At 69.1% G+C, this 21,783-nt stretch carries 20 protein-coding genes and 1 pseudogene; 11 read left to right on the forward strand and 10 right to left on the reverse strand.

All coding sequences use genetic code 11. The features are described 5' to 3' along the window. Nucleotides 1-21: 21 nt before the first annotated feature. The 7 genes and pseudogenes from ABZX61_RS56555 to ABZX61_RS56585 all read right to left on the reverse strand — a co-directional run bounded on the left by ABZX61_RS56555 (nt 22) and on the right by ABZX61_RS56585 (nt 6,657). Nucleotides 22-810, reverse strand: coding sequence for an alpha/beta hydrolase (locus ABZX61_RS56555; RefSeq protein WP_355209149.1), 789 nt, complete (start codon nt 808-810; stop codon nt 22-24). 4 nt (nt 811-814) lie between these two features. Further along, entirely contained in the window at nt 815-1,672 is an 858-nt protein-coding gene (locus tag ABZX61_RS56560) for an enoyl-CoA hydratase/isomerase family protein (RefSeq protein ID WP_355209152.1), read from the reverse strand. Nucleotides 1,673-1,806: 134 nt separating this feature from the next. Continuing rightward, nucleotides 1,807-2,247, reverse strand: a complete 441-nt coding sequence (locus tag ABZX61_RS56565) for a TetR-like C-terminal domain-containing protein (RefSeq protein WP_355209237.1) — start codon at nt 2,245-2,247, stop codon at nt 1,807-1,809. An 18-nt stretch (nt 2,248-2,265) separates the two neighbouring features. After that, a pseudogene (locus ABZX61_RS56570) lies at nt 2,266-2,322 on the reverse strand (hypothetical protein); the annotation flags it as partial. Next, nucleotides 2,300-3,244, reverse strand: coding sequence for an integrase core domain-containing protein (locus ABZX61_RS56575; protein WP_355209240.1), 945 nt, complete (start codon nt 3,242-3,244; stop codon nt 2,300-2,302). The gene ABZX61_RS56575 and the pseudogene ABZX61_RS56570, both read right to left, overlap by 23 nt. A gap of 73 nt (nt 3,245-3,317) precedes the next feature. Next, nucleotides 3,318-3,596 carry a hypothetical protein gene (locus ABZX61_RS56580; protein WP_355209155.1) on the reverse strand — a complete coding sequence of 93 codons (279 nt, stop codon included), beginning with the start codon at nt 3,594-3,596 and terminating at the stop codon, nt 3,318-3,320. A 148-nt stretch (nt 3,597-3,744) separates the two neighbouring features. After that, the gene (locus ABZX61_RS56585; protein ID WP_355209243.1) at nt 3,745-6,657 is read right to left on the reverse strand and encodes a hypothetical protein; all 2,913 of its coding nucleotides are present in this window, start codon (nt 6,655-6,657) and stop codon (nt 3,745-3,747) included. 56 nt (nt 6,658-6,713) lie between these two features. Here ABZX61_RS56585 and ABZX61_RS56590 point away from each other — a divergent pair, with 56 nt between their 5' ends. From ABZX61_RS56590 to ABZX61_RS56605, 4 genes are read left to right on the forward strand one after another with little or no spacing between them, the layout of a single operon-like run. After that, complete coding sequence (locus ABZX61_RS56590) at nt 6,714-7,364, forward strand: TetR family transcriptional regulator (protein WP_355209158.1); 651 nt, start codon at nt 6,714-6,716, stop codon at nt 7,362-7,364. 36 nt (nt 7,365-7,400) lie between these two features. Then, on the forward strand, nt 7,401-8,327 hold the full coding sequence (locus ABZX61_RS56595) for an ABC transporter ATP-binding protein (RefSeq protein WP_355209246.1): 927 nt from the start codon (nt 7,401-7,403) through the stop codon (nt 8,325-8,327). Further along, complete coding sequence (locus ABZX61_RS56600) at nt 8,324-9,934, forward strand: ABC transporter permease (RefSeq protein ID WP_355209161.1); 1,611 nt, start codon at nt 8,324-8,326, stop codon at nt 9,932-9,934. The genes ABZX61_RS56595 and ABZX61_RS56600 overlap by 4 nt, the downstream gene beginning before the upstream one ends. 20 nt (nt 9,935-9,954) lie before the next feature. Beyond that, entirely contained in the window at nt 9,955-10,767 is an 813-nt protein-coding gene (locus ABZX61_RS56605) for a class I SAM-dependent methyltransferase (protein ID WP_355209164.1), read from the forward strand. A 17-nt stretch (nt 10,768-10,784) separates the two neighbouring features. Here the strand turns inward: ABZX61_RS56605 and ABZX61_RS56610 are convergent, their stop codons facing one another. Continuing rightward, the gene (locus ABZX61_RS56610; RefSeq protein WP_355209255.1) at nt 10,785-10,943 is read right to left on the reverse strand and encodes a hypothetical protein; all 159 of its coding nucleotides are present in this window, start codon (nt 10,941-10,943) and stop codon (nt 10,785-10,787) included. Here ABZX61_RS56610 and ABZX61_RS56615 point away from each other — a divergent pair. The 3 genes from ABZX61_RS56615 to ABZX61_RS56625 all read left to right on the forward strand — a co-directional run bounded on the left by ABZX61_RS56615 (nt 10,876) and on the right by ABZX61_RS56625 (nt 14,898). Next, on the forward strand, nt 10,876-11,301 hold the full coding sequence (locus ABZX61_RS56615) for an alpha/beta hydrolase (protein WP_355209249.1): 426 nt from the start codon (nt 10,876-10,878) through the stop codon (nt 11,299-11,301). The two genes, ABZX61_RS56610 and ABZX61_RS56615, sit on opposite strands and share 68 nt — an antisense overlap. Before the next feature lie 343 nt (nt 11,302-11,644). Then, nucleotides 11,645-14,221, forward strand: coding sequence for a fibronectin type III domain-containing protein (locus tag ABZX61_RS56620; RefSeq protein ID WP_355209167.1), 2,577 nt, complete (start codon nt 11,645-11,647; stop codon nt 14,219-14,221). Between the two features lie 152 nt (nt 14,222-14,373). Then, nucleotides 14,374-14,898: a phospholipase A2 gene (locus ABZX61_RS56625; RefSeq protein WP_355209170.1), complete on the forward strand. Its 525-nt coding sequence runs from the start codon at nt 14,374-14,376 to the stop codon at nt 14,896-14,898. Nucleotides 14,899-15,288: 390 nt separating this feature from the next. On the opposite strand, the gene ABZX61_RS56630 is transcribed toward ABZX61_RS56625, so the two are convergent. Next, nucleotides 15,289-17,541: an excinuclease ABC subunit UvrA gene (locus ABZX61_RS56630; protein WP_355209173.1), complete on the reverse strand. Its 2,253-nt coding sequence runs from the start codon at nt 17,539-17,541 to the stop codon at nt 15,289-15,291. A 59-nt stretch (nt 17,542-17,600) separates the two neighbouring features. Between ABZX61_RS56630 and ABZX61_RS56635 the strand changes: the two genes are divergently transcribed. The 3 genes from ABZX61_RS56635 to ABZX61_RS56645 all read left to right on the forward strand — a co-directional run bounded on the left by ABZX61_RS56635 (nt 17,601) and on the right by ABZX61_RS56645 (nt 19,515). Next, entirely contained in the window at nt 17,601-18,578 is a 978-nt protein-coding gene (locus ABZX61_RS56635) for a YafY family protein (protein WP_355209176.1), read from the forward strand. Nucleotides 18,579-18,615: 37 nt separating this feature from the next. Next, nucleotides 18,616-19,071 (forward strand): S26 family signal peptidase, encoded by a 456-nt coding sequence (locus tag ABZX61_RS56640; RefSeq protein WP_355209179.1) that lies wholly within the window; start codon nt 18,616-18,618, stop codon nt 19,069-19,071. Between the two features lie 123 nt (nt 19,072-19,194). Further along, nucleotides 19,195-19,515: a BTAD domain-containing putative transcriptional regulator gene (locus ABZX61_RS56645; protein ID WP_355209252.1), complete on the forward strand. Its 321-nt coding sequence runs from the start codon at nt 19,195-19,197 to the stop codon at nt 19,513-19,515. A 618-nt stretch (nt 19,516-20,133) separates the two neighbouring features. On the opposite strand, the gene ABZX61_RS56650 is transcribed toward ABZX61_RS56645, so the two are convergent. Next, complete coding sequence (locus tag ABZX61_RS56650) at nt 20,134-21,156, reverse strand: hypothetical protein (RefSeq protein ID WP_355209182.1); 1,023 nt, start codon at nt 21,154-21,156, stop codon at nt 20,134-20,136. A 150-nt stretch (nt 21,157-21,306) separates the two neighbouring features. Here ABZX61_RS56650 and ABZX61_RS56655 point away from each other — a divergent pair, with 150 nt between their 5' ends. Then, the gene (locus ABZX61_RS56655) at nt 21,307-21,531 is read left to right on the forward strand and encodes a hypothetical protein (protein ID WP_355209185.1); all 225 of its coding nucleotides are present in this window, start codon (nt 21,307-21,309) and stop codon (nt 21,529-21,531) included. Nucleotides 21,532-21,783: the final 252 nt, after the last annotated feature.

The following is a 21,783-nucleotide window of genomic DNA, read 5'->3' on the forward strand; positions in this document are numbered from 1 at the left end:
GCCGGGGACCCGTTCCCTGCACTAATCCGAGCCGGTCAGGAAGGCTGCGATCAGCGCGGCCGCCGATTCGGGTCGTTCGCTCTCCCATGCGTGACCCGCGTCCGTGAGCTGCAGAACGCTGGCGCCGGGGATCTCCTCCGCCATCGCCAGGACGTCGGCGACCCGTATCGTTGCGTCCCGTCGACCGTGCACCACGAGGGTCGGCGACGTGACGGAGCCGAGGAGGCCACGCGTGTCGAACCCGCGCGTGGCGGCAAACCGTCGCACGAGCTGCTCGCTCGCGGACTCCGGCGGATCCTCTTCCGGATCCCGCGATCTCGCAGCGGCGGGGGCCATCTGAGCCAGAAGAGTTCGGGCTCGCGCGTGATCGCCCGTTTCAAGCGCCCCGAGAAGGGCGCGGACGCCGTCAGGAAGCCGGTCGGGGTCGAAGGGGAACCGATTCGTGGAGCCGAGGATGAGCCGGTCCAATCGATTCGGATGCCGCAGTGCGAACGCCTGCGCGATCATTCCCCCGTAGGAGGTGCCCAGGACGTGGGCCTGGTCGAAGCCGAGAGCTGAGATCAGCGCGGCGAGATCATCAGCAAGATCGTCGATCGTGTACGGCTCCGGGGCGAAGACACTGGCACCCCGATCGCGCTGATCGTACGTTACGACCGTGAACGTGCCGATGAGGTGACGGCGGAGTGCGTCGAAGAGGTCCTGCCCGATCTGCAGTCCGTGGACGAGGACAACCGGGGGCCCCGCTCCGTCGATCCGGAAGGAAGTGCGGCCACCGTTGGTAACGGTGACCGCCCCCTCACCCCCGGGCACCGTCTCACCAGACCTTGCGCTGGCGGGCGTCCGCGACCAGATCAGGGTCGGGGATCAACGCCTTCGACCCGACCGTCGCGAGCGACTGCTGCGAGAAGTGGAAACCGAAGTCCTCCGCGACGAGCTTGCGCCAGGGGCGGTTGATGATGTTGTGCGTCGCCCATCGTGCGAATCGCGGCCGCTTCATGATCTCGCGCGCGAGCTCCCACGCCTTGGGCAGCAGTTCCTCGCGAGGCAGGACGTCGCTCACGAGCCCGTACTCAAGCGCCTTAGGTGCCGGGATGGAGCTGCCCCTGTAGATCGCGTAGGCGGCGCGCTTGCTCCCCATGAGATGCTGCAGCGCGAGCGCGAGACCGTCACCGGGGGCGGTGCCGACCATGAAATGGGGATCCATGAAGTCGGCGTCCTCGGCGGCCAGGGTAACGTCGCACATGAGTGCGAACTCGGTGTGAATGCCTGGCCCGTTCACCGCGGCGATCGTGGGGATGTCGATGTTGTTGACGAAGTTCTCAATCAGCTTCCAGGCGTCGATCGTCTGCTGAAAGATGAAGTCGGGTTCCTCCTCGACCAGCGGCTTCGGCCACGTCTGTCGCGGGTCGCCCTGGAACCAGGTCTCACCCGTGCCGGTGATGATGAGCACGTGGTTCTCCGAGTCGTTGCCCACGTCCTGCCACACGCGGCTCCACGCGTTGTGGGCAGCCCAGTTGTGGACGTACGGGCCGCCGTCGGTGTGGAGCCGCAGCTCGATGATCCCGTTCTCGCGACGCATCTTGAAGAACGCCGCGTACTTCTCGGAGTACTCCTCAAGCGTCGCGGGCGGCACGTGACCGGCCCATCCGAAGCTGGACGCATTCGCCATCATGGCTCCTTTCGCCGAAGCGAGCCGACCTCGCTCGTTAATGAGACAAAGTATCTCTTTAGGTGCGGTCGGTCGGCCTCCACCGCGCGGCGCGCAGGGAACGGCACTCGAGCGCGCGCTCGCGAAGATTCCGAGACCTATACGGCATCTCCGTGCCGCAAACCGGCGAGGACCACGCCGACGACCTTGTCCGCGTCGTCCCTGGTGAATGGTCGAGTCCGGCGGACAAGGAACCACTGCACAGGTCCGGCGAGCATCATGTTGACGAAACGCGCATCGACGGCTGGAAGCTGGCCAAGGGCCGCTGCCGCATCGAGCCGGAGTTGCAGATCATCCGTGCGCCGCTCAAGAAGTTCCAGGGCTACCTCGCGCAGGCCGTCGCTCTCGTCGGCCTTCCGCATCAGGATTTGCAGGACCGCGCGACCTTCCGGAGTGGCGGAGGCCTCGGCGAAGGCATAGACGAACGCGACCAGATCGTCGTGGATGTCACCGGAGTCGTGGAGGGGGACAAAGGCCTCCGCGAACCGCGCGAGTATGTCGCGGAACAGGTCCCCTCGATTCGGCCAACGTCGGTACACCGTCGCCCGAGCGACCTGTGCTCGCGCGGCGAGGTCCTCGTACTGGAGGCCGTCAACCCCCTTCTCGGCCAGGATCTCGAGCGTGGCCGCCCACAGACGCTTGCTGATCAGCCGCGTGCGGCCCCCCGGCCGGCGTGCCGGTTGTGGTTCTGCGCTCATTCTCGTCGCATCGACGCGGATCCGGCCGGTACGGCCGCATCGATGACTCTCCCTCCGCTTCTCGTCGGCGTGTACCGCCCGAATATTGAGTTACGTGCTTTGAGCTGCGGCTATGCGGCGTTTGGTATTCGTTGATCATTCCTGTAACGACGGGTTTTCGGCGGATGGATGGTAGGTCGTCTAGGTCGGAGGCAGGCTGCGTTGCGATGTCCGGAGGGCGTTGGTTCCGGGACTGGTGCGGACGGTGCCCGTTGTAGTGGATCAGATACTCGCGGAGCACGAAAGTCAGGTGGCGTTCGTTGAGGATCAGGATCCGGTCCAGGAGTTCGCGGCGCAAGGTACCGATGACTCGCTCACAGATCGCGTTCATTCTCGGCGTCCGCGGCAGCGTGGTGATGCTCCGTAGCCCTTCAGCTGCAAAGACCTCACGAAAGGCCGAGGTGAAGAGCGGGTCCCGATCGTGGATCAAGAACCGCGGCCCGGAGATGCGGTCACCCAGGTCCATGACCAGGTTGCGGGCCTGCTGCACCGTCCATGCTCCGGTTGGGCGCGCGGTTACTCCGCCCAGGTGCAGTCTCCGGGTGCCGTGTTCGATGAAGACCAGCACATACAGCCGCTTGAGCAGCACCGTCTCGACCACCAGGAAGTCGCAGGCGATGATCGCGTGGGCTTTGGCGGTCAGGAATTGCCGCCAGGTCGGCCCGCTCCGGCGGGGCGCGGGATTGATGCCGGCGCCGTGCAGGATCTCCCACACCGTGGAGGCCGCTATCGAATAGCCCAGGCGCGCCAGCTCACCCTCGATTCGCCGGTGCCCCCAGGCCGGGTTCTGCTGTGCCATCTGCACGACCAGTTTCTTGACCGGCTGGCGAGCGCAAGGGTGTCCCGGGTGTCGTCTGTCAGTGAAGGTCCACTTACGCCTCACGAGGGTGCGATGCCAGCGTAAGATCGGTCGCCGGAGTGACCGGGAACATCTCCGCCCACGGGCAGCGGCTGATCAACCGCGACAACGCCGCGAGCCAGAGCCGGTCGGCGTGTCCCCACCGCGGACGGCCATTGAGCTGCCGACGGAGCGCCTGGTTTTCCTGGCGGAGCACCAGCAGCTCAACGTCCTTGGACAAATCAGAGCGGCTCAGCACGGTCAGCAGGCCGAACAAGCCCCTAAGTAACCGGTAAATCAGCGACAACAACACCTCGAGATGGTCGCGGCCACCGCTCTGATCATGCAGTAAAAACCCAGCTCACAGCGCAAAACCGTGTTTTCGAACGAGACGGCCTCGTGACAGTACGGGCGTTGCCTGATCGGACCGCCTTCCCGGACTGCAGGGGGCTGGCCTCGCATCACTGCGTGCAGGTGTCTTGATACGGCAGGGCGGGTATGTAATGGGTCCACTGTTCGTGGTTCAAGCCGCCGCCGGTCACCAGGCACGCGGTCGCGGCCAGCCGATGGCGTAGGTCGTACACCGGACGCAGGTCCCATAGGGCGACGTCGCCCTGGGTGCCGGAGATTGCCAGCGTGTCGCCGTCGGCGGAGAACACCATGTGCCCGATGGCGTCGAGATTGGCGGCCAGGGCGATGCCCAGTTGCCGGGGGAGGATCCGGTTACCGAGGTCCCACAGGAACGCGTTTCCGTCGATGCCGCCGGTGACCATGATGTCGGATGAAGGGGCGACCGCCAGGCTGAATCCATTGCGGCCGTACGGAACGAACGGGTCGCCGAGTCGCCGGGCATGGACGGGGTCGCTGAGGTTCCAGAAGATTGCGGCGCCCTGATTATCGGCAGTGATCAGCAGGTCCCCGGACGGCGACAGCGCCGCACTGGCCACGTCCCCGCGGTGCCCGATCAGCCCGAGGCCTAACTGCCGCGGATGCGCAAGGTGGGTAATGTCCCACAGCCTGGTGCCCTTCTGGCCGTTCAGGCCGCCACCTGCGGGTACGGCTAGCGGGTCGTGGAGGCCGGGCTCGGGCTCGACGCCGGTTCCCCGGACGACGGCCAGTATTCGGCCGTCCTTGACCTGCCAGATGCCGATCACCTGCAGTTGTTCGAGTATCAGCGCCAGGCGGCGTGCCCTGGTCGGGTTGCGGACGTCCCAGAAGATCGTGCCGCTGTCGCCGCCCACGATGAGGGTCGCGCTGTCCGGGGAGTACAGGAGTGACCGGACGATGCCGGTCGGCCCGGTGAGCGAGGGCGCCAGCCGTCGAGGGCGCGCCCGGTCGGCCAGGTCCCACAGGATCACGGTTCCGGTGCCGTCGCCGGTGGCCAGCATGGTGCCGTCCGGTGCGAACGCGACGCCGCCGACCGCACCGGTCTCGTATGGGCCGTGGTGGCCGGTGAGCGCGCTGAGCCTGCGCGGCATGGCCGGGTCGGCGGTGTCCCACAGTTCGACGGTCGTGTCCCGTCCGCCGGTCGCGACCATCGAGCCGTCCACCGCCAGCGCAAGCGCGTAAATATCCTTATATTCACCGTCCTGGTGCCCGACAAGAGGCGGGCCGTACGTGGCCGGCCGACCAGCTCTCTCCAGGTTCCACAGCGTGATTCGGCCGTCGCTGTCGCCGCCCGCGATCATCCGGCTGTCCGGAGAGAACGCCAGGCGGCCTTGGTCCGCATCCACGCGCAGTTGGTCGGGTTGCCGGGGCGAGACGGGGTTGGCCGTGTCGTAAAGGACTACCCCGGTGTCGCGCAGGCCCTCCGCGGCCAGGGTGGTGCCACGCGGGGCGAACGCCGCCCTGACCGCGAGTACCGGGATCGTGCCTACGGCCTGCGGGGCGGCAGGGTCGCGTATCTGCCACAGCGCCACGCCCTTGAACCAGCCGCCCAGGGCAAGCTGCTCACCGTCCGCGGAGAACGCGAGGCTACCCACGATGTCGTTCTGCTTGGACAGGCTGCTGAGCAGCCGCTGCCGTTTGAGGTCCCAGATCGTCACCGCGTCGCTCGGGCCGTTCCCGGCCATGGCGACCCGGCCACCGTCGGGGGAGGACACCAATTGGTCGATCAGTGTGCGCGCGCCGAGCCGGGCTCCGAGCTTGCGGATCCGGCCGGGCTGCGAGAGATCCCACAGTTGCAGTCCGGGGGTCTTCTCGCTGGATGTGCCGAGCATCGACCCGTCCGGCGACAGCCACGCGCCCGCCTGCTGGTTGGGCTCGCCGATCACCCTCCGGCCCAGCCGCCGTGGTCGTGCCGGATCGGCCAGATCCCAGATCGTCACGGCCGCGTCGGCGACACCGGTGATCAGCTGGTCGTCGCCCGCCGAGAACCCCAGCACGCCCACGTACGGCGCGTAGATCTCGGCGTTGCCGGGATCTACGAACGGCGTGCCGACCTGACGCGGGCGAAGTGGATCGCCCAGATCCCACAGCATCACGGCACCCGAGCTGAAACCGGCCGCCAGATAACGCCCGCTGTGCGCGTACGCGATCGAGGAGACCTCGCTGCGAACCCCGGTCAGCTGCCCGGCGTACGGTGTGGTGGTGATCGCCCGCTGAAGTGCGGAGTAGGTCTCCGGGTCCGGGTGGATCCGGTGCGCGGTCACGTTCAGCATTAGCGCGGTCTGCGGGTCGGTGTCCAGCGCCGCCTCTGCCTTGGCGATCAGCTGCCGGGCGATGGCGACCCGCTGCTGTTCCTGCGCCGCCTGCCGCTCCTGCCGCACCGACCGTACCTGGACCACAGCGATCCCGGCCAGCAGCACCGCGACAGTGAGCAGCCCGCTGAACAGGGCGCGCACCCGACGGCGCTGCCGCCGGCTCCGGGTTTCCGCGCGGACTCCGGCGTCTAGGAACCGCGCGGCGGTTCCGGTCAGCGGGTTGTCCCGCCAGCGCGACCTGGCGTTCAGGACAGCGGTCAGCCGCTCCCCCCGGTACAGGTAGGCGGCAGCCTGGCCGCTGGCGTCCCAGTCGAAGGCATCGTCGATCAGCTGGCTGCGCAGCGCGTGGCCGGCCAGGTCGGCCTCCAACCAGCCGCGCAGCCTGGACCAGTTCGTCAGGAGCGCGTCGTGTGCGATTTGCGCGGAGCCGGTGTCGGCCACGATTAGCCGCCGCCCGGCGTACACCTCGAGGACCTCGGCGAGCCCCGGCTCATCGGTCAGCGCCATCGTTCGGCGGGTCAGCCGCCCGTCGGGGGAGACGGCCGTCAGCCGCTGGAACAGCTGCCGGGTCAGCTCCCGCCCGGCCGGGTCGAGGCCGTCGTAGGCCAGCTCCGCGCTGGTCGCCACGGCCCGGTTGACGCCGCCGGTGCGCGCGTACCCGTGGCTGGTCAGCCGGTCGTTCTGACCCCGGTTGCCACGGTGCTGAACACGTGTTTACTATAGTAAACGTGTGTTCAGCCACTTCGGCGGATCTGACCGCCCAGGCCAAGATCCGTAACGCCGCCATCGCGCACTTCGCCCGCGACGGCTTCCAGAAGACGAACCTGCGTGCCATCGCGGCCACCGCGGGGGTGAGCGCCGCCCTGGTCATCCGGCACTTCGGCAGCAAGGACAACCTGCGGAGCGTCTGCGACGAGCACGTTCTGCAGATCCTGGTGCGGAGGGCCCGGACCGTGGCCGACCTGATCGGCATGCGGGATCTGTCCCAGGAATATCTGTCGGACTCGGAGGAGTACCGCCTCCATGTGCAGTACATGGTGCGCGCGATCGAGGAGGACTCCTCCGCGGCCACCACGTTCGTCAACACGCTGGTGGAGGAGACCGAGCAGCTCTTCCGGGACGGGATCGCCGGCGGCTCGATGCGCCAGTCCTCCGACGTGCGGGCGCTGGCCGTGCTCACCGTGCTGGTGAGCCTGGCCACGCTGACCATGGCGCCACCCCTGGCCCGCGCGCTCGGCTTCGAGCGGATGGGTCCCGACGTGCTGCGGCGCATCGGGCTGCCCATGCTCGAGATCTACACCCACGGCTTGTACGCCGACGACACCATGGTCAAAGCCGCCCAGGCCGCCTGGGAGGCCCAGCGGGGAGACGATCTCTAGCCCTCTCCTCATCACCACCACGCAAGGACACTCATGATGACTGAGACCGATGCCATCTCCATGGCCGGATTGGTCAAGTCGTTCGGCCCGGCACGGGCACTGAACGGCCTCGACCTCGTCGTACGGACTGGCGAGGTGCACGGCTTCCTCGGGCCCAACGGCGCGGGCAAGAGCACCACGATCCGGATTCTGCTGGGCCTGATGTGCCTCGACGCGGGCACCGCCCGGCTGCTCGGCGGCGACCCCTGGACACAGACCGCTGAGCTGCACCGCCGCCTGGCGTACGTGCCCGGCGACGTCACCCTGTGGCCCAACCTGTCCGGTGGCGAGGCCATCGACCTGCTCGGCCGGCTGCGCGGCAGCCTCGACCGGCGGCGCCGGGACGAGCTGATCGAACGCTTCGACCTCGACCCGCGCAAGAAGGGCCGCACCTACTCCAAAGGCAACCGGCAGAAGGTGGCCCTGGTCGCCGCGCTGGCCTCCGACGCCGAGCTGCTCATCCTCGACGAACCCACCTCCGGTCTGGACCCGCTGATGGAGGAGGTCTTCCGGCAGACGATCCAGGAGGTGCGGCGCGCGGGTGACCGTACGGTGCTGCTGTCCAGCCACATCCTCTCCGAGGTCGAGGCACTCTGCGACCGGATCACGATCATCCGCGACGGCCGTACCGTCGAGACCGGCACCATGGCCGAGCTGCGGCACCTCACCCGCACCTCCATCGACGCCGAGCTGGCCGCCCCACCGGACGGGCTGGCCGGCCTGCCGGGCGTGCACGGCCTGCGCGCCGACGGCGGCCGGGTACGCTTCAGCGTCGACGCCGCCGCGCTGGACCTCGCACTTCGCCACCTCACCAAGGTCGGCGTGCGCAGCCTGGTCAGCCGGCCTCCGACGCTGGAGGAACTGTTCCTGCGGCACTACGACCGCGCGAACGTCAAGGGCCGGCACACGGAGGCAGGACGATGAACGCGTTCGCCGGCACGGGAAAGCTCATCCGCCTGGTGCTGCGGCGCGATCGTGTGCTGCTGCCGCTGTGGGTGGCCTTCATCTGCATGATCCCGGTGGTGTTCGTCGGCGCCTTCACCGGCGCGTACCCCACGGCCGAGGCCCGCCAGCACTACTACGAGACCAGCGTCCACACCAGGGCCTTCACCATCGCCTACGGCGTGCTGAACGGATCCAGCCTCGGCGAGCTCGTCGCCTGGCGGTCGGGATTCGTCACGTTCATGGTCGCGCTGTTCGCCCTGCTCACGGTCATCCGGCACACGCGTACGGAAGAGGCGGCCGGGCGGCGCGAACTGGTCGGGGCCACAGCGGTGTCCCGCCACGCCGACCTGGCCGCCACCCTGATCGTCACCTGCGGGGCCGCCCTCGTCCTGGGCATAGCCTCGGCGGTGGCGCTGATCGGCCAGGGCCTGCCCGCCGCCGGCTCCCTGGCGCTCGGACTCGGGTTCACGGTGGCCGCCTGCGCGTTCGCCTCGATCGGCGCGGTGACGGCGCAGCTCACGACCAGCGCGGGAGGCGCGCGCGCCATCGGGATCAGCACGCTTGGCGCCGCGATCCTGCTGCGCGGCGTCGGCGACGTCGCCGCGCAGTCCGGTGACGGGCCTGCCTGGGTGTCCTGGATGACGCCGCTCGGCTGGGCGGAGGCGCTGCGGCCCTACAGCGGCGAACGCTGGTGGGTGCTCACGCTCGCGGCCGGCGCTGTGCTGGCGCTGATCGTGCTGGCCGTGGCGCTGTCGGAGCGGCGCGACCTCGGCGCCGGCATGTTCCAGGCCCGCCTGGGCCCGGCCGCCGCCGGACCCCGCCTGCGCAGCCCGCTGGCGCTGGCCTGGCGGCTGCACCGCGGGCCGCTGATCAGCAGGCTCGCCGGACTCGCCCTGGTCGGGCTCGTGGTCGGCGCGATGTCGGCGAGCCTTGGGACGCTGATGGACAACAGCGGCGCCGCGGCCCGAGAGGCGCTGGCCCGGCTCGGCGGTCCCGGCACGCTCGTCGACCAGTTCCTCGCCCCCATGATGACCATGCTCGGCCTGGTCAGCGCCTGCTTCGCCATCCAGGCCGCGCTGCTGCTCAGGAACGAAGAGCGCGACGGGCGGGCCGAGCCCCTGCTGGCCACCCCGGTGCGCCGGCTGCGCTGGGCGGGCAGCCACGTCGCGTTCATACTGCTCGGCCCAGTGCTCGGGTTGATCGCCTTCGGGACGGCCGCCGGTCTGGCGCACGGACTCAACACCGGCGACGTCGCCCGTGAGCTGTCCCGCCTCCTGGCCGCCGCTCTCGTGCAACTCCCTGTGGTGTGGGTGTTCACCGGAGTCGCGTTCGCCCTGTTCGGGCTGCTGCCCCGGCTGGTCGCCGGCACGTTCGCGGTGGCCATGGTGAGCATGTTGTTCGGCTGGGTCGGCCTGGAGTTGCAGCTCGACCAGTGGGTCATCGACCTGTCGGTCTTCGAGCACGTACCGAAACTCCCCGGCGGGGTCATGACTGCCACGCCACTGATCGTCATGACCGTCGTCGCGGCGGCCCTCGTCGCGGCCGGCCTGGCCGGATTCACCCGACGCGACATGCCCACCACCTGAGCCTGGAGGACATCATGGGGGTGACCCTTCCTACCCTGACCCCGCTGCAGGAAACCCTGTGGGTGACGCTGTGCGGCCGGGCGCTCGACAGCCGCCTGCCACGCCCCGTACTCGGCGACCGCATGGCCTACGAGATCATCCACAAGACCGGCTACGACCACCGCAAACTCCGCTGGAGCGCGGCCTCGGCCATCGACGTCGCCCAGCGCGCCAAGAAGCTGGACGAGGTGGCCCAGCAGTTCATGGCCCGCCACCCCGACGCGATCGGCATCGATCTGGGAGCCGGCCTCGACACCCGGGCCCTCCGCATCGACCCGCCGCCCACAGCGGACTGGTACGACGTCGACTTCCCCGAAGTCGTGGACGCCCGGCACCGGGTCATCCCCGATCGGCCGCACACGCACAGGATCGGCGCGGACCTGACCGAGCCCGGCTGGCTGGAGGCGCTCCCCGCCGACCGCCCCGCCGTGATCGTCGCCGACGGCGTGCTGCCCTTCCTCTCCCAGGAAGAGATGATCACGCTGCTGGACCGTCTCACCAGCCACTTTCCCAGTGGGGAGATAGCGTTCAACGTCTACACCAGATTCACCGTCTGGGCAGCGAAACACTACTCCGGCAGCCGGTTCCTGGTCCCGCTCTTCAAGTCCCCCGGCTTCGACCGCCTCGACCCCGTACGGTGGAACCCGCGACTGACCCTGATCCGGCACATCCTGCTCACTCGGGAGCCCGAGGTCGACCAGTTCCCTCCGGCCCTGCGCCTGTGGACCCGACTGTCGGCGCTCAGCGCGGCCTTCTCCAGGCTGGGCACCACGGTCGCGCACTACCGTTTCTGACGATTCCGGTCGGCGACTCACGCCGGGTCGGGCAGGTCCATCGCCGCCAGCCGGGCCGGGTCGACCAGGGCCGCGATGCCCGTGATCCGTCCGTCGGCGACGATGAACATGAGGACCGATAGTGGAGTGCCGTCCTCGCGCCGGGAGAGCATCCCGGGGAGGCCGTTGACCAGCACCGCCCGCCCCGCGTGGCCGAGCCGGAGAGCAGCTGCGCGCGGCCTGCGATCTCGGTGGCGCCGAGGGCGACGACCACGCCGCCGGGGGTGTCGACGGCCAGCTTCACCTCGGGGTCGAGCACGCGCAACCGCGCGGTGGCTCGACCGAGCACAACGGCACAGTGAACGCGCCGAGCTACGGACACTGGCCGCCACCTGCCCGGTGCCGGTTCGCCTCGTCACCGGCGAATTCGATCCGCTGATCGACGCCACCCTCGACGCCCGGGTGACCGTCATCCCCGGAACCGGCCACCATCCACAGCTCACCCATCCGGCCCACGTGGCCGCCGTCGCAAAAGCAAACGTCCCGATCTGCTGATCCCAAAAACTGGGGAGAACCTCGCGATCGAGATTGTGGATGCTGCGCTGAGATCTCGGCGATTCTCTGCGCTGGACATCCCGAAATACGCCGGTAACGCTGACTTCTGCGCTGACTTTGAGAAATGAGGATACGGGTGAATGGAGAACAAACGTCTCGTTCGCGTGTGATGACTTGGAGAGACTGGGCCGCTGGCGCGGATATGAGCCGGGAGATCGACAGGGGGGATCTCTGCGCCAGCGCACGTGTGCTCGATCTCGGCGTGGCCGTGCTGGAGGTGAAAAGGTTTCATCCGGTGACGGCTCAACGCGAGCCGTGCCGCGCGGGCTCCGAGCATGAGGACGTGGTCCATCTCATTGTGCCGCTGCACGGCACCGTGAACGCGACCTGGTCGGGGCTGCAGGACACCGTAACCGTCGGTGATCTTTACGCGCACGACCTCGCCGGGCTGGAGGAGATGAGCTTGCAGACCGACGGACGTGACACGGCCGGGTTCATCCGCAGCTCTCCGATCCGGGCGAGTTGTTACCGGCCCCGGTTCCTGGAGGTGCCGTGGCCGCCCACGTCGGGCGGCGGACCGGCGGCGCCCACCGGTCTGCGCGTGAAGACGTCCAGCGACGGCACCGCCACGATCAGTTGGACGCCTCCGGCGGGCAACTCACTCGAGTACTGGGTCTACCGCAAGAACCTCAGCAACGGCCAGACGCACTTCGCCCGGACGGGCTACCCCACCGCGCAGCGGAGCCTGCAGGATGCAGGGCTGGACGCGGGCGTCGACTACGCCTACTACGTGCGGGCCGTCAACGCCGCCGGGGTGGAAGGGACGCCGACCGGCGTGGTCACCACCCGCGGCAGCAGGTCGGCCCCGCCCGCGCCGACGAGTCTCAGCGCCACCGCCGGAACGACGGGCGACGTCACGCTGACGTGGACCGCGCCGGAGGAGGAGGTGGCGTACCTGGTGCACCAGCGGGACATCACGGCAGGCGAGACGGAGTTCACGCAGGCGGCAGTGGAGGACGGTGAGGCCACCACGCAGAAGATCGAATCCCTGGAGACTGGCCACCAGTACGAGTTCAAGGTGACGGCGAGCAACACCGTCGGGGAAAGCGCACCGAGCAACCTCGTCCAGACGACGGCGAACTTCGCCGTGCCGGGGGCTCCGACGGGCCTGACCGCGACGGCCGGGGCGGACGCGACGGTCACTCTCCGGTGGACCGTGCCGGCCGGAGCTGCACCGGACGCGTACCAGGTGTATCACCGCGCCGCGGGCACAACCGACTTCACACCGCTCGACCTGCCCGCCGAAACCACCACCGTACGGACCTCACCGCTCATCTCGGGCACCGCCTACGACTTCAAGGTGACCGCGCTCAACACGGGGGGCGAGGGGCAGGCGAGCACCGTGGTGAGCGCCACCGCTCTCATGCGCCCGCCCGCGGCCCCGGCGAACGTGACCGCGACCGCCACTACTGACGGCACGATCAAGCTCACCTGGAACGCGGCCGAGCGGGCCGGTGCCTACTGGGTGCACCGGCGCGACGTCACGGCGGGGCAGACCGCGTTCTCCCCGATGGACTCGCCCGTCGAGGCCACGACGACGACGGCCGATCGGCTGCTCAGCGGGCACACCTACGAGTTCAAGGTGATCGCCGTCGGCGACGGCGGGGAAGGCCCGGCGAGCGCCCCGGCCAGGGCGGTGGCCGACATGCCGCGGCCGGGAGCCCCCACGGGCCTGTCCGCCGCCGGCGATCGGAAGGTCACGCTCACCTGGCAGAAGGTGGCCACGGCCGGCCACTACTGGGTGTACCGGCGGGATGTCACCGCCGGCGAGACCGGGTTCGTCAAGCAGTCCTTGCCCGCTCTTGAGCCCCGCGCCGATCTCGGGCTGCTGGTCAACTCCCACACCTACGAGTTCAAGGTAACCGCCGAGAATGAGGGAGGCGAGAGCCCCGCGAGCGCGGTGGTCAGCGCGCGGCCCATGCCCCCGCTGCCGCCGAAGGTCACCGGGTTGACCGCGACCGCGCGGGCAGGCGGGAAGGTCGCCCTGTCATGGAACGCCGTCGAGGGGGCCTTCTACTGGGTCTACTACCGGGACGTCACGGCCGGGGAGACGACGCTCACGAAGCTCGAATATCCGGCGACCAGCGCGCAGGCAGAGGTGGGGCCGTTCACGGGCGGGCACGAGTACGAGTTCGCCGTCGCGGGGACCAACGAGGCCGGCGACGGGCCGCTGTCGGACCGCGCGCGCGTCACCGTCACCGCCTCCACCGCTTCCGGGTCCGCGTCCAGGCCGGCCACGCCGTCCATGGTGTCCCAGCCCGCCGCGCAGACGCCAAGGCCCGAGGCCGACGACATCCCCGGATTCCCCGGGCCACCCAGCAACCTGAGGGTCACCCACGTCGGCGACGGATACGTCGACCTCGACTGGGACCCCAGCCGCGATACGGAGGCCCTGGTATCAGGTTCACTTCAAACCGTACGGCGGCAGCGGATGCTACATCCTCCCCCTCAAGGCCCTCGACTCGAAGGCACGGGCGGAGAAACCGTTGTGGAACAACTTCCGCTACGAGTTCCGGGTCGTCGCGGTCAACCGCTACGGGCCAAGCTCCGCCACCAACACGGTGGAAGCCACTCCGAGGATGACCCGGCCCCGGGCCCCCACGGGTCTGGCAATCACGGGCACCGGCGATGGCAGGGTCGAGCTGTCCTGGCAGCCGAGCCCGGATCCCCCCGTCTATTACTGGGTGTTCTTCAAGTCGGCCACCTCCAGCGACTGGTACTACTTCCAGGTCCCGACTCTGAAGACCTCCGCCCGGCTCGGATACCCGCTGTGGAACGACCAGCCGTACGATTTCAAGATTGTCGCGGCGAACCTCGTCGACCAGAGCCCAGCGTCCAACGTGGTGCGCGGCGGGCCTAGACCCCTACCCCCCAGGCACCGACCGCGCTCAGGGCGGATGGCCACCTGGGATACGTCAACCTCGACTGGAATCCGAGCTCGACGAGCAACGTTTATTACTGGGTCTGGTATCGGCGAGTAGGCGGTTTCTGGCGCCGGGCGGTTACCCGGTCGTGAGGACCTCGCTCACCTTCAAATACGTCCAGTGGGGCGACTACGAGTTCAAGGTGACGGCGGAGAACAGGGCGGGCACCACCGACAGCAATGTCGCGTACGGCACCCTCTGGACCAGTAAACGTTCGCTGTTGTACCTCATGACGTTGAACACCGATTCCAGCCGCAACATGTTCTGGCAGGCGCGAAACACCCTCGACCACTACGGGGTTTACAACTTCAACTGGAGCACCGACCTCTGTTCGCGCCCCGGGCCCGACCAGCCGCCGGTCTGGGGGTGGGGGCCTATATTCGGGTTCAAACGGGTGGACTTCAGACCGCCATGCACCCGCCATGACTTCAGCTACCGCAATTACCCCGACGTCGGCTGGACCAGTGCCAGTAAAAGGCATCACCTTGACACCGTCTTCTATGCGGAGATGCGGCGCGAGTGTGATATCCAACTGGATTGGCGGTACAACGCGAACTGCTATCTGGTAGCCCACACCTACTGGAGCGCAGTACGGATGCGCGGCCACTTCTGATTCATTCGTCTTCGTCCGTCATAGTCAGCCAGCGGAACCGGCCGGAGCCGGCAGCGTAGGTGGCCTGGAACGTGCAGGCGCGCTCGCTCCGGATCTGGCCGGCGGCTCGAAGCGCTCCTTGCCGGCCCCGGAACGAGGCCCTGCTCTCGAGCAGGGCTTCGCCGCCTGCCGGAACGATGACGAGGCACAAGGGTTGTCGGTGTCGAGCGTCCCCCTCAGCCCACCCTCCTGACAGCGCGGGGGATGCCGAGCGTACGGTGAACGTATGGCGAGTTCTCGCCGGTGTCGGCAGTGCTGGCGGCCGTTACGTGCCACGGTCAGAGCCGACGCCGAGTACCGCGGCCCTGCCTGCGCGCCGTTCGGCCGGGCTTCGGTCGAAGCCACCAGGCGTCAGCCGAGTGCTCGCAGATGGCGGGCCGTCAGGGAGCCCGGCGCGTGGACGAGGTCGCGTGGCGGGCCCTGGAAGACCACCTGCCCGCCGTGGCGGCCCGGCCCGGGGCCGAGGTCGATGACCCAGTCCGCCTGGCTGATCACGTCGAGGTCGTGCTCGACCACGACCGCCGTGGCGCCGCCGTCGACCAGGCGGTTCAGCAGTTCGACGAGGCCGGCGACGTCGGACATGTGCAGCCCCGCGGTGGGCTCGTCGAAGATGTAGACGCGGCCGGGCCGGTCAAGCTCGCTCGCGAGCTTGAGCCGTTGCCGCTCCCCGCCTGACAGGGTGCTCAGCGGCTGTCCAAGCGGCAGGTAGCCGAGCCCCACGTCCACGAGGCTCTCGAGCACCCGGCGGATCCGCCGTTCGGGGAAGACCTCGAGCGCCTCCCGTGCCGTGAGGTCGAGCACCTCGCTGATCGTGCGACCGCGATGGCGGTACCGCAGGACGCGAGGGGTGAACCGGCGGCCGTCGCACTCCTCGCAGGTGCTGACCATCGGGTCCATGAACGCCAGATCCGTGTAGATCACGCCGAGCCCGCCGCACCGCGGGCACGCGCCTTCGGCGTTCGGGCTGAACAGCGAGGCGCTCACCCCGTTCTCTGCGGCGAAGAACGCGCGGACGGGATCGAGGATCCCGGTGTACGTCGCGGGGCTGGAGCGGCGGGACCCGCGGACCGCGGCCTGGTCGACGAGCACGGCGTCGGGACACACCTGGGGCAGGAAGCCCCGGATGAGGGTGCTCTTGCCGGACCCCGCGACGCCGGTCACCACGGTCAGCGCCCCGACCGGGATGTCGACGTCGACGCCGTCCAGGTTGTGCCGGGTGGCGCCGCGGATCTCGATGAACCCCGCCGGGCCGCGCGTGACCGCCTTCGGCCGCGGCCGGTGCCGGAGGTGCCGCCCCGTGGCCGAGCCGGACTCGGCCAGCCCGGCCACGTCGCCCTGGTAGACGATCTGGCCGCCGTCCAGGCCGGCTCCCGGCCCCAGGTCGATCACGTGGTCCGCCACCGCGATGACGTCGGGGTCGTGCTCGACGACGATGACCGTGTTCCCCTTGTCACGCAGCTCACGCAGGAGCGCGGTCAGCTGGGCCACGTCGTGCGGGTGCAGGCCGACGCTCGGCTCGTCGAAGAGGTACGTCATGTCGATGAGACTGCTGCCCAGGTGGCGTACCATCTTGACCCTTTGTGACTCACCGCCGGACAGCGTCGAGGTCGGCCGGTCCATGGTGAGGTAGCCGAGCCCGACCGAGATCAGGCGCTCCAGCTGGGTGATGACGGCGGCGGCCACCGGCCGCGCCTCCGGGGCGTCGAGTGCCCTGATCACCTCGACCAGCTCGCCGGCCTCCATGGCCGCGCACTCGGCGATGTTACGACCGCCGACCCGGCTGGACAGCGCGGCCTCGGAGAGGCGGGCGCCGTGACAGGTGGGGCAGGGTCCCGCGGTGACCACCCGTTCGTAAGCCTCCCGGGTCCTGCCCCTGAGCGACTCGACGTCCTTGGGCAGCCAGATCCGCTCGAAGCGCGGCAGCAGCCCCTCGAAGTTGGCGGCCGGCCCGCTCCGGCCGCGCGGGCTCGCGGGCACGCCCTCGCCGTGCAGGAAGGCCTGCCACTCCCGCGGCGTGTAGCCGGACAGCGGCTTGTCGAGGTCGAACAGGCCGGATTCGGCGAACGTCCGCCACATCCAGCTTCCGACCTGGAACGTGGGGAAGCGGATGGCGCCCTCGTTGAGCGACAGCCGGCGGTCGACGAGCCGGTCGACGTCGACGGTACGCGTCGTGCCCAGGCCCTCGCACCGCGGGCACATGCCTTGCGGATCGTTGAAGGAGAAGGCGTTCGAGTACCCGGCGAACGGGCGGCCCGCCCGCGACCAGAGCAGCCGCATGAGCGCGTAGATGTCGGTGATCGTGCCGACCGTCGAGCGGGCGTTGCCGCCGAGGCGCCGCTGGTCCACGACGATGGCGGCGGACAGGTTCTCGATCTCGTCCACGTCCGGCCGGCCGTAGCGGGGGAGCCGGTTGCGGACGAACGCGGTGAAGGTCTCGTTGAGCTGGCGCTGGGCCTCGGCCGCGATGGTGTCGAAGACCAGCGACGACTTGCCGGAGCCGGAGACGCCGGTGACGACCGTGAGCCGGCCCTTCGGTACGGCCACGGTGACGTCCTTCAGGTTGTGCTCCCGTGCTCCGGCGATGCGGATGTGATCGCGTGCCATGCGGTGAAGCTAGGCCGGGTTGTGGTCAGATCATGGCCACAATGTGCGAACCTGGCAGAATGCCCGATCCGAGCAAGCGGCTGCTGGAGCTCCTGTCGCTCCTGCGGGACGGCCGGGCCTGGCAGGCCGCCGCGCTCGCCGAGGCGCTGCGTACCTCTCCGCGTACGCTGCGGCGCGACATCGAGCGGCTGCGCGACCTCGGCTATCCGGTCTCCTCGCTCCGGGGTCCGGGCGGCGGCTACCAGCTCCTGGCGGGCCGCGCCATGCCGCCGCTGGTGCTCACCGACGACGAGGCCGTGGCGACCGTGGTCGGACTGCGCTTCGCCGCGCTCTCCCGCGCCGACGGCGCCGTCGCCGCGGCGGACAGCGCGCTGCGCAAGCTCGGCCAGGCACTCCCGCCACGGCTGCGCCATCGGATCGAGGCGCTGTCGGCCTCCACCGAGGCCGTGTCGCGGGTGGCCCGGCCGTTGGACCTGCGGACCGTGCAGCTGCTGGGCACCGCCGCGCACGCGCACCAGGACGTCCGTTTCCACTACACCAGCCGCGCCGGGCGCGGTACGGAACGCCGGGTCCAGCCGTACCGGCAGGTGCTGTTCGGCGGCCACTGGTACCTGCTCGGCTGGGACGCCGACCGCCAGGACTGGCGCACGTTCCGCCTCGACCGGATCGATCGCCTCGCCGTTCCCGGCACCACGTTCATTCCGCACGAGCCGCCCTCCGGCGAGGCTGTGGTCTTCCCGCAGGGCAGCCCCTGCCATGGCGTGGTGCGGTTCGCCGCCCCGCTGGCCCACGTCTCCGGACGGCTGATGGCCCAGGCCGGCTCGCTGGAGGCGATCGACGACGACACGTGCCGCTACGTCACCGCCGCCGACTCCTGGGAGTGGCTGGCCGTCATGCTGGCCGCGGTGGGCGTGCCGTACACGATCGAGGGGCCGCCCGAGCTGGTCGCGTGCTCGCGGCAGCTGGCCGAACGCATCGCCGCTGCCACGCGACAGAGCCCCGGTGTTGACAGTTCGGAGAGTCGGCGGCGATCTTAACCACACGAAGATCAATAGGGCCGAGCGGAGGTGAGCGATGAAGCTGATCAGCCTGGGGTTGCTCGCCGGTGTTCTCGTGACGGTGACCGCCGCCCTGGTGGCTCGCCGGCGCTACGTGGTGGTCACCGTCAACGGGACGAGCATGGCCCCGACACTCAGCGACGGCGACCGCGTCCTGGTCCGGCGGCGCCGGCTCGACCAGGTGTCCAAGGGCGACGTCGTGGTGCTCGAGCCCCCGCTCGATCCCACCGGGAAGATCCTGCCCGGCCCTCCCGGTACGGACGGCCGGCACTGGAACATCAAGCGCGCCGTCGCCCTCCCGGGAGACCCCGTGCCGCCGGGGATCGACGGCAGTGTGGACCGCGTGCCCGCGGGCTCGCTGGTGGTCTACGGCGACAACCCCCATAGCGTCGACTCGCGGCAGCGCGGCTTCTTCGCGGGCGATCGCCTGCTCGGGGTCGCGCTGCGAAGGCTGGGCGGATCCGCCCTGTAGGCGGCGTGAGGTGAAGTTCCGGCTTCTCGGGCCGCTGCGGACGCCGGATACCTGTTACGGGTCGAGCCGGAGGAGTTCGACCTGCTGCAGTTCGAGGCGCTGTCCGCGCACGGCCGCCAGGCGCTGGCCAGGCGGGATCCCAGCGGAGCCCTGGACGCGTACACCCGGGCCCTCGCGCTGTGGCAGGGGATGGCGGCCGAGGACGTGCCGCTGGGGTCGACCCTGCGGGAGGTGGTCGCGCGCCTCACCGACCACTACTTGTGCGTCGTGGAGGAGCACGCGGAGATCCAGCGGTCAGCGGCGCCGGGCTGCTCTGAGCGGTGTACTCCGCCCTGTCCGGCCGGCTCACCCTCGGCGATCCTTCACAAACTCCGCTGCCGCCCTCTTCTGGCAGGTCAACTGGTGAAAGCCATCCTCGTGCTACAGCTGCGCGAAGCCGGATGAAAAGCCCTCACTCACGAGGGAGGATGGGGCGCATTGGCACGTATCGGGGGAGAATCTCGCCGTTGGCTGAAAGCCACCGTTGACTCCACTCGCTCGTCACAAGCCGCAAAGGGCATCTCATGGAGATCGAGGACATCAAGCCCTGGGACCCGAACGACTTCCGTCCGGGTCGGACCAGCCGAGACCGGTGCACATGGGGAGGGAACGGATCCAACGACCCTTGCACCGAGGACATCAAGTACACCGTAGTTGACAGCATCGGCCGACGCTGGTCCAGCTGCGAGTCGCACCTGAACGCCTATAAGAGGTCTCGGCAGATGGACGACCTCTAACGCGCGCGTTGGGACGGGGCGCCGCAGCGAAGCATCGGCACCCCGTATCCCTTCCCGATTCAACATCACGACGTGACGGCCTGGAGAACGAGGGATCTGGAGCCCGCCACCCCTGATGAGATTGACGCGCGGCCTGGTAGAAGCAATCTCTCGCCCTCATCGAAGCGCTGGATCGCTGATTCCCCACGCGTCCAGTCGACAAAGAGCCCTTGCGCGAAGAATACGACTTGGTTGGCTGCCGTGTGCCCTTCTCGCGGCGCATGCGCCCGGGTTCGAAGCCTGACGTCTATGAGAACGGGTACATGTACGGGTGGTCTTTCACCCGGTCATAGATGCGACGCAACCACGGCTGCCGAACCGCCGCCAGCCGCTCTAGCGCGCTGAGAAATACCCGCCCATCAGGATGGAAAAGAGTGTGCGGCAGCAGCGGGGGCGGATCATCACGGCGAACGTCCGCAGGCATCCCGTACGCCGCCGGCACGAGCCGCCGATCATCGTTGAAGGCCATGTACGTCCACACGTCCGCGGCCAGCGGCACCACCACATCTGCCTCGCACGGCCACACCTCACCGGTCTGCGGATGCCGCGGCACCAGGGCGATGTCCGTGATCGCGGCAGACAGGCCGGGCCCGGCCAGGACGAGGTGTCGTTCCGGTGGCCCCGGAGGGAGCAGACTGTCGATCGCCCGGCGAAACGCCTCTGCGACAGGCCTATCAGGGACAGACACCCGCTTACCACCCGAGACCACCAGCAGGTGCGCCAGTGCCACCGCGACCGCGGCCTCCCACTGTGGGCTCCAGAAACCGCGTGGATCAACGGGCGGTGTGCTCGGCAGTTCCTCCCAGTCCATCACCCGCTGGACGGGGCCGGCGACGGCGACGGGGCGCACGGAGTCCGGTTCCAGCCACACCACCTGCCAGAACCCGCAGTCGTCGACACGGGTCGCCACCGGACTGCCGCACTCCGCGCACGCGAGGTTGGGACCGTACTGGCCGTCCCAGCCGCAACAGCAGCCGCCTAACCGCTTCGGGATGAAGGTGGTTTCGCGGACGTCGCCCGGCGCGATTCCGATCCTGTTCGGGGGTCCTGTGATGCAGTACGTCTGTAGTCGGACGCCATGCTCTTCCGGCTCGGGTTGCAATGGTTGCCAAGGCCGGCCGTCTCCAGTGTCCACCGCGTATGTTCCTGGCTCCAGAAGACCGGAGAGGAGGACATGGCCGTACTTCTGGCCAGCGTGGTCGGGAAGCGCCACTCGCGCCACTCGCGTGGTGATCATCGCGCCGCATCCTGCGCAGGCGAAAACGACCAAGCAGCCTCCCTTGCCGGAACGATGCGATCATGGTGGCATAAATCTCGCTTTAGAGTTCAGGTTCATGAACGCTGATGATGGACCTGCCCGAGGAACTGGTGCGCGAAGCGATCTCCGCGTTGGCCCTGGGACAACGTCACTGTGACAGGTGTGGCGGGGAACCCTCTAACAGGCGAGGAGGGAACCGTCATCTCCCACGCCTGCGGCGTCTGGGCACGTCTCCAGCCGCTGAAGCCCGGTCGGCACACACTGACCCTTCGAGGATCCTCCGCCGAATTCCACACGGGCGTTGAGTACACGCTCATGGTCGAGACCGAGCAGGGCCAAGGGGCGACCCACGACGACGAGGCCGCCGTCGCCGTCCTGGTGCGGTGATAGCTGGGCACCGGGCCGGGGGAGCGGACCTGGTCGCGCGGGCTCGGGTGGCGAACGCAGCCAGCACCTCGTCCCGGTCGGCCGGCGTGCCGCCATCGCCCGCGTCCGGGCCTCCGGCGGCGGTGCAGATCGCGTCGGCGAGCTCGGCGGCGGGCCGCTCGTCCGCCGGCAGCCGCTCCGGCTCGTGTGCCTGAGTCACCTGCATGCGAGCCGCCCACGGGGCGACGACGCTCTGCACCAGCGGTACCAGGA

The organism is Nonomuraea sp. NPDC003709 (genome assembly GCF_040610775.1).
In the GTDB taxonomy this organism is placed as follows: domain Bacteria; phylum Actinomycetota; class Actinomycetes; order Streptosporangiales; family Streptosporangiaceae; genus Nonomuraea; species Nonomuraea angiospora_A.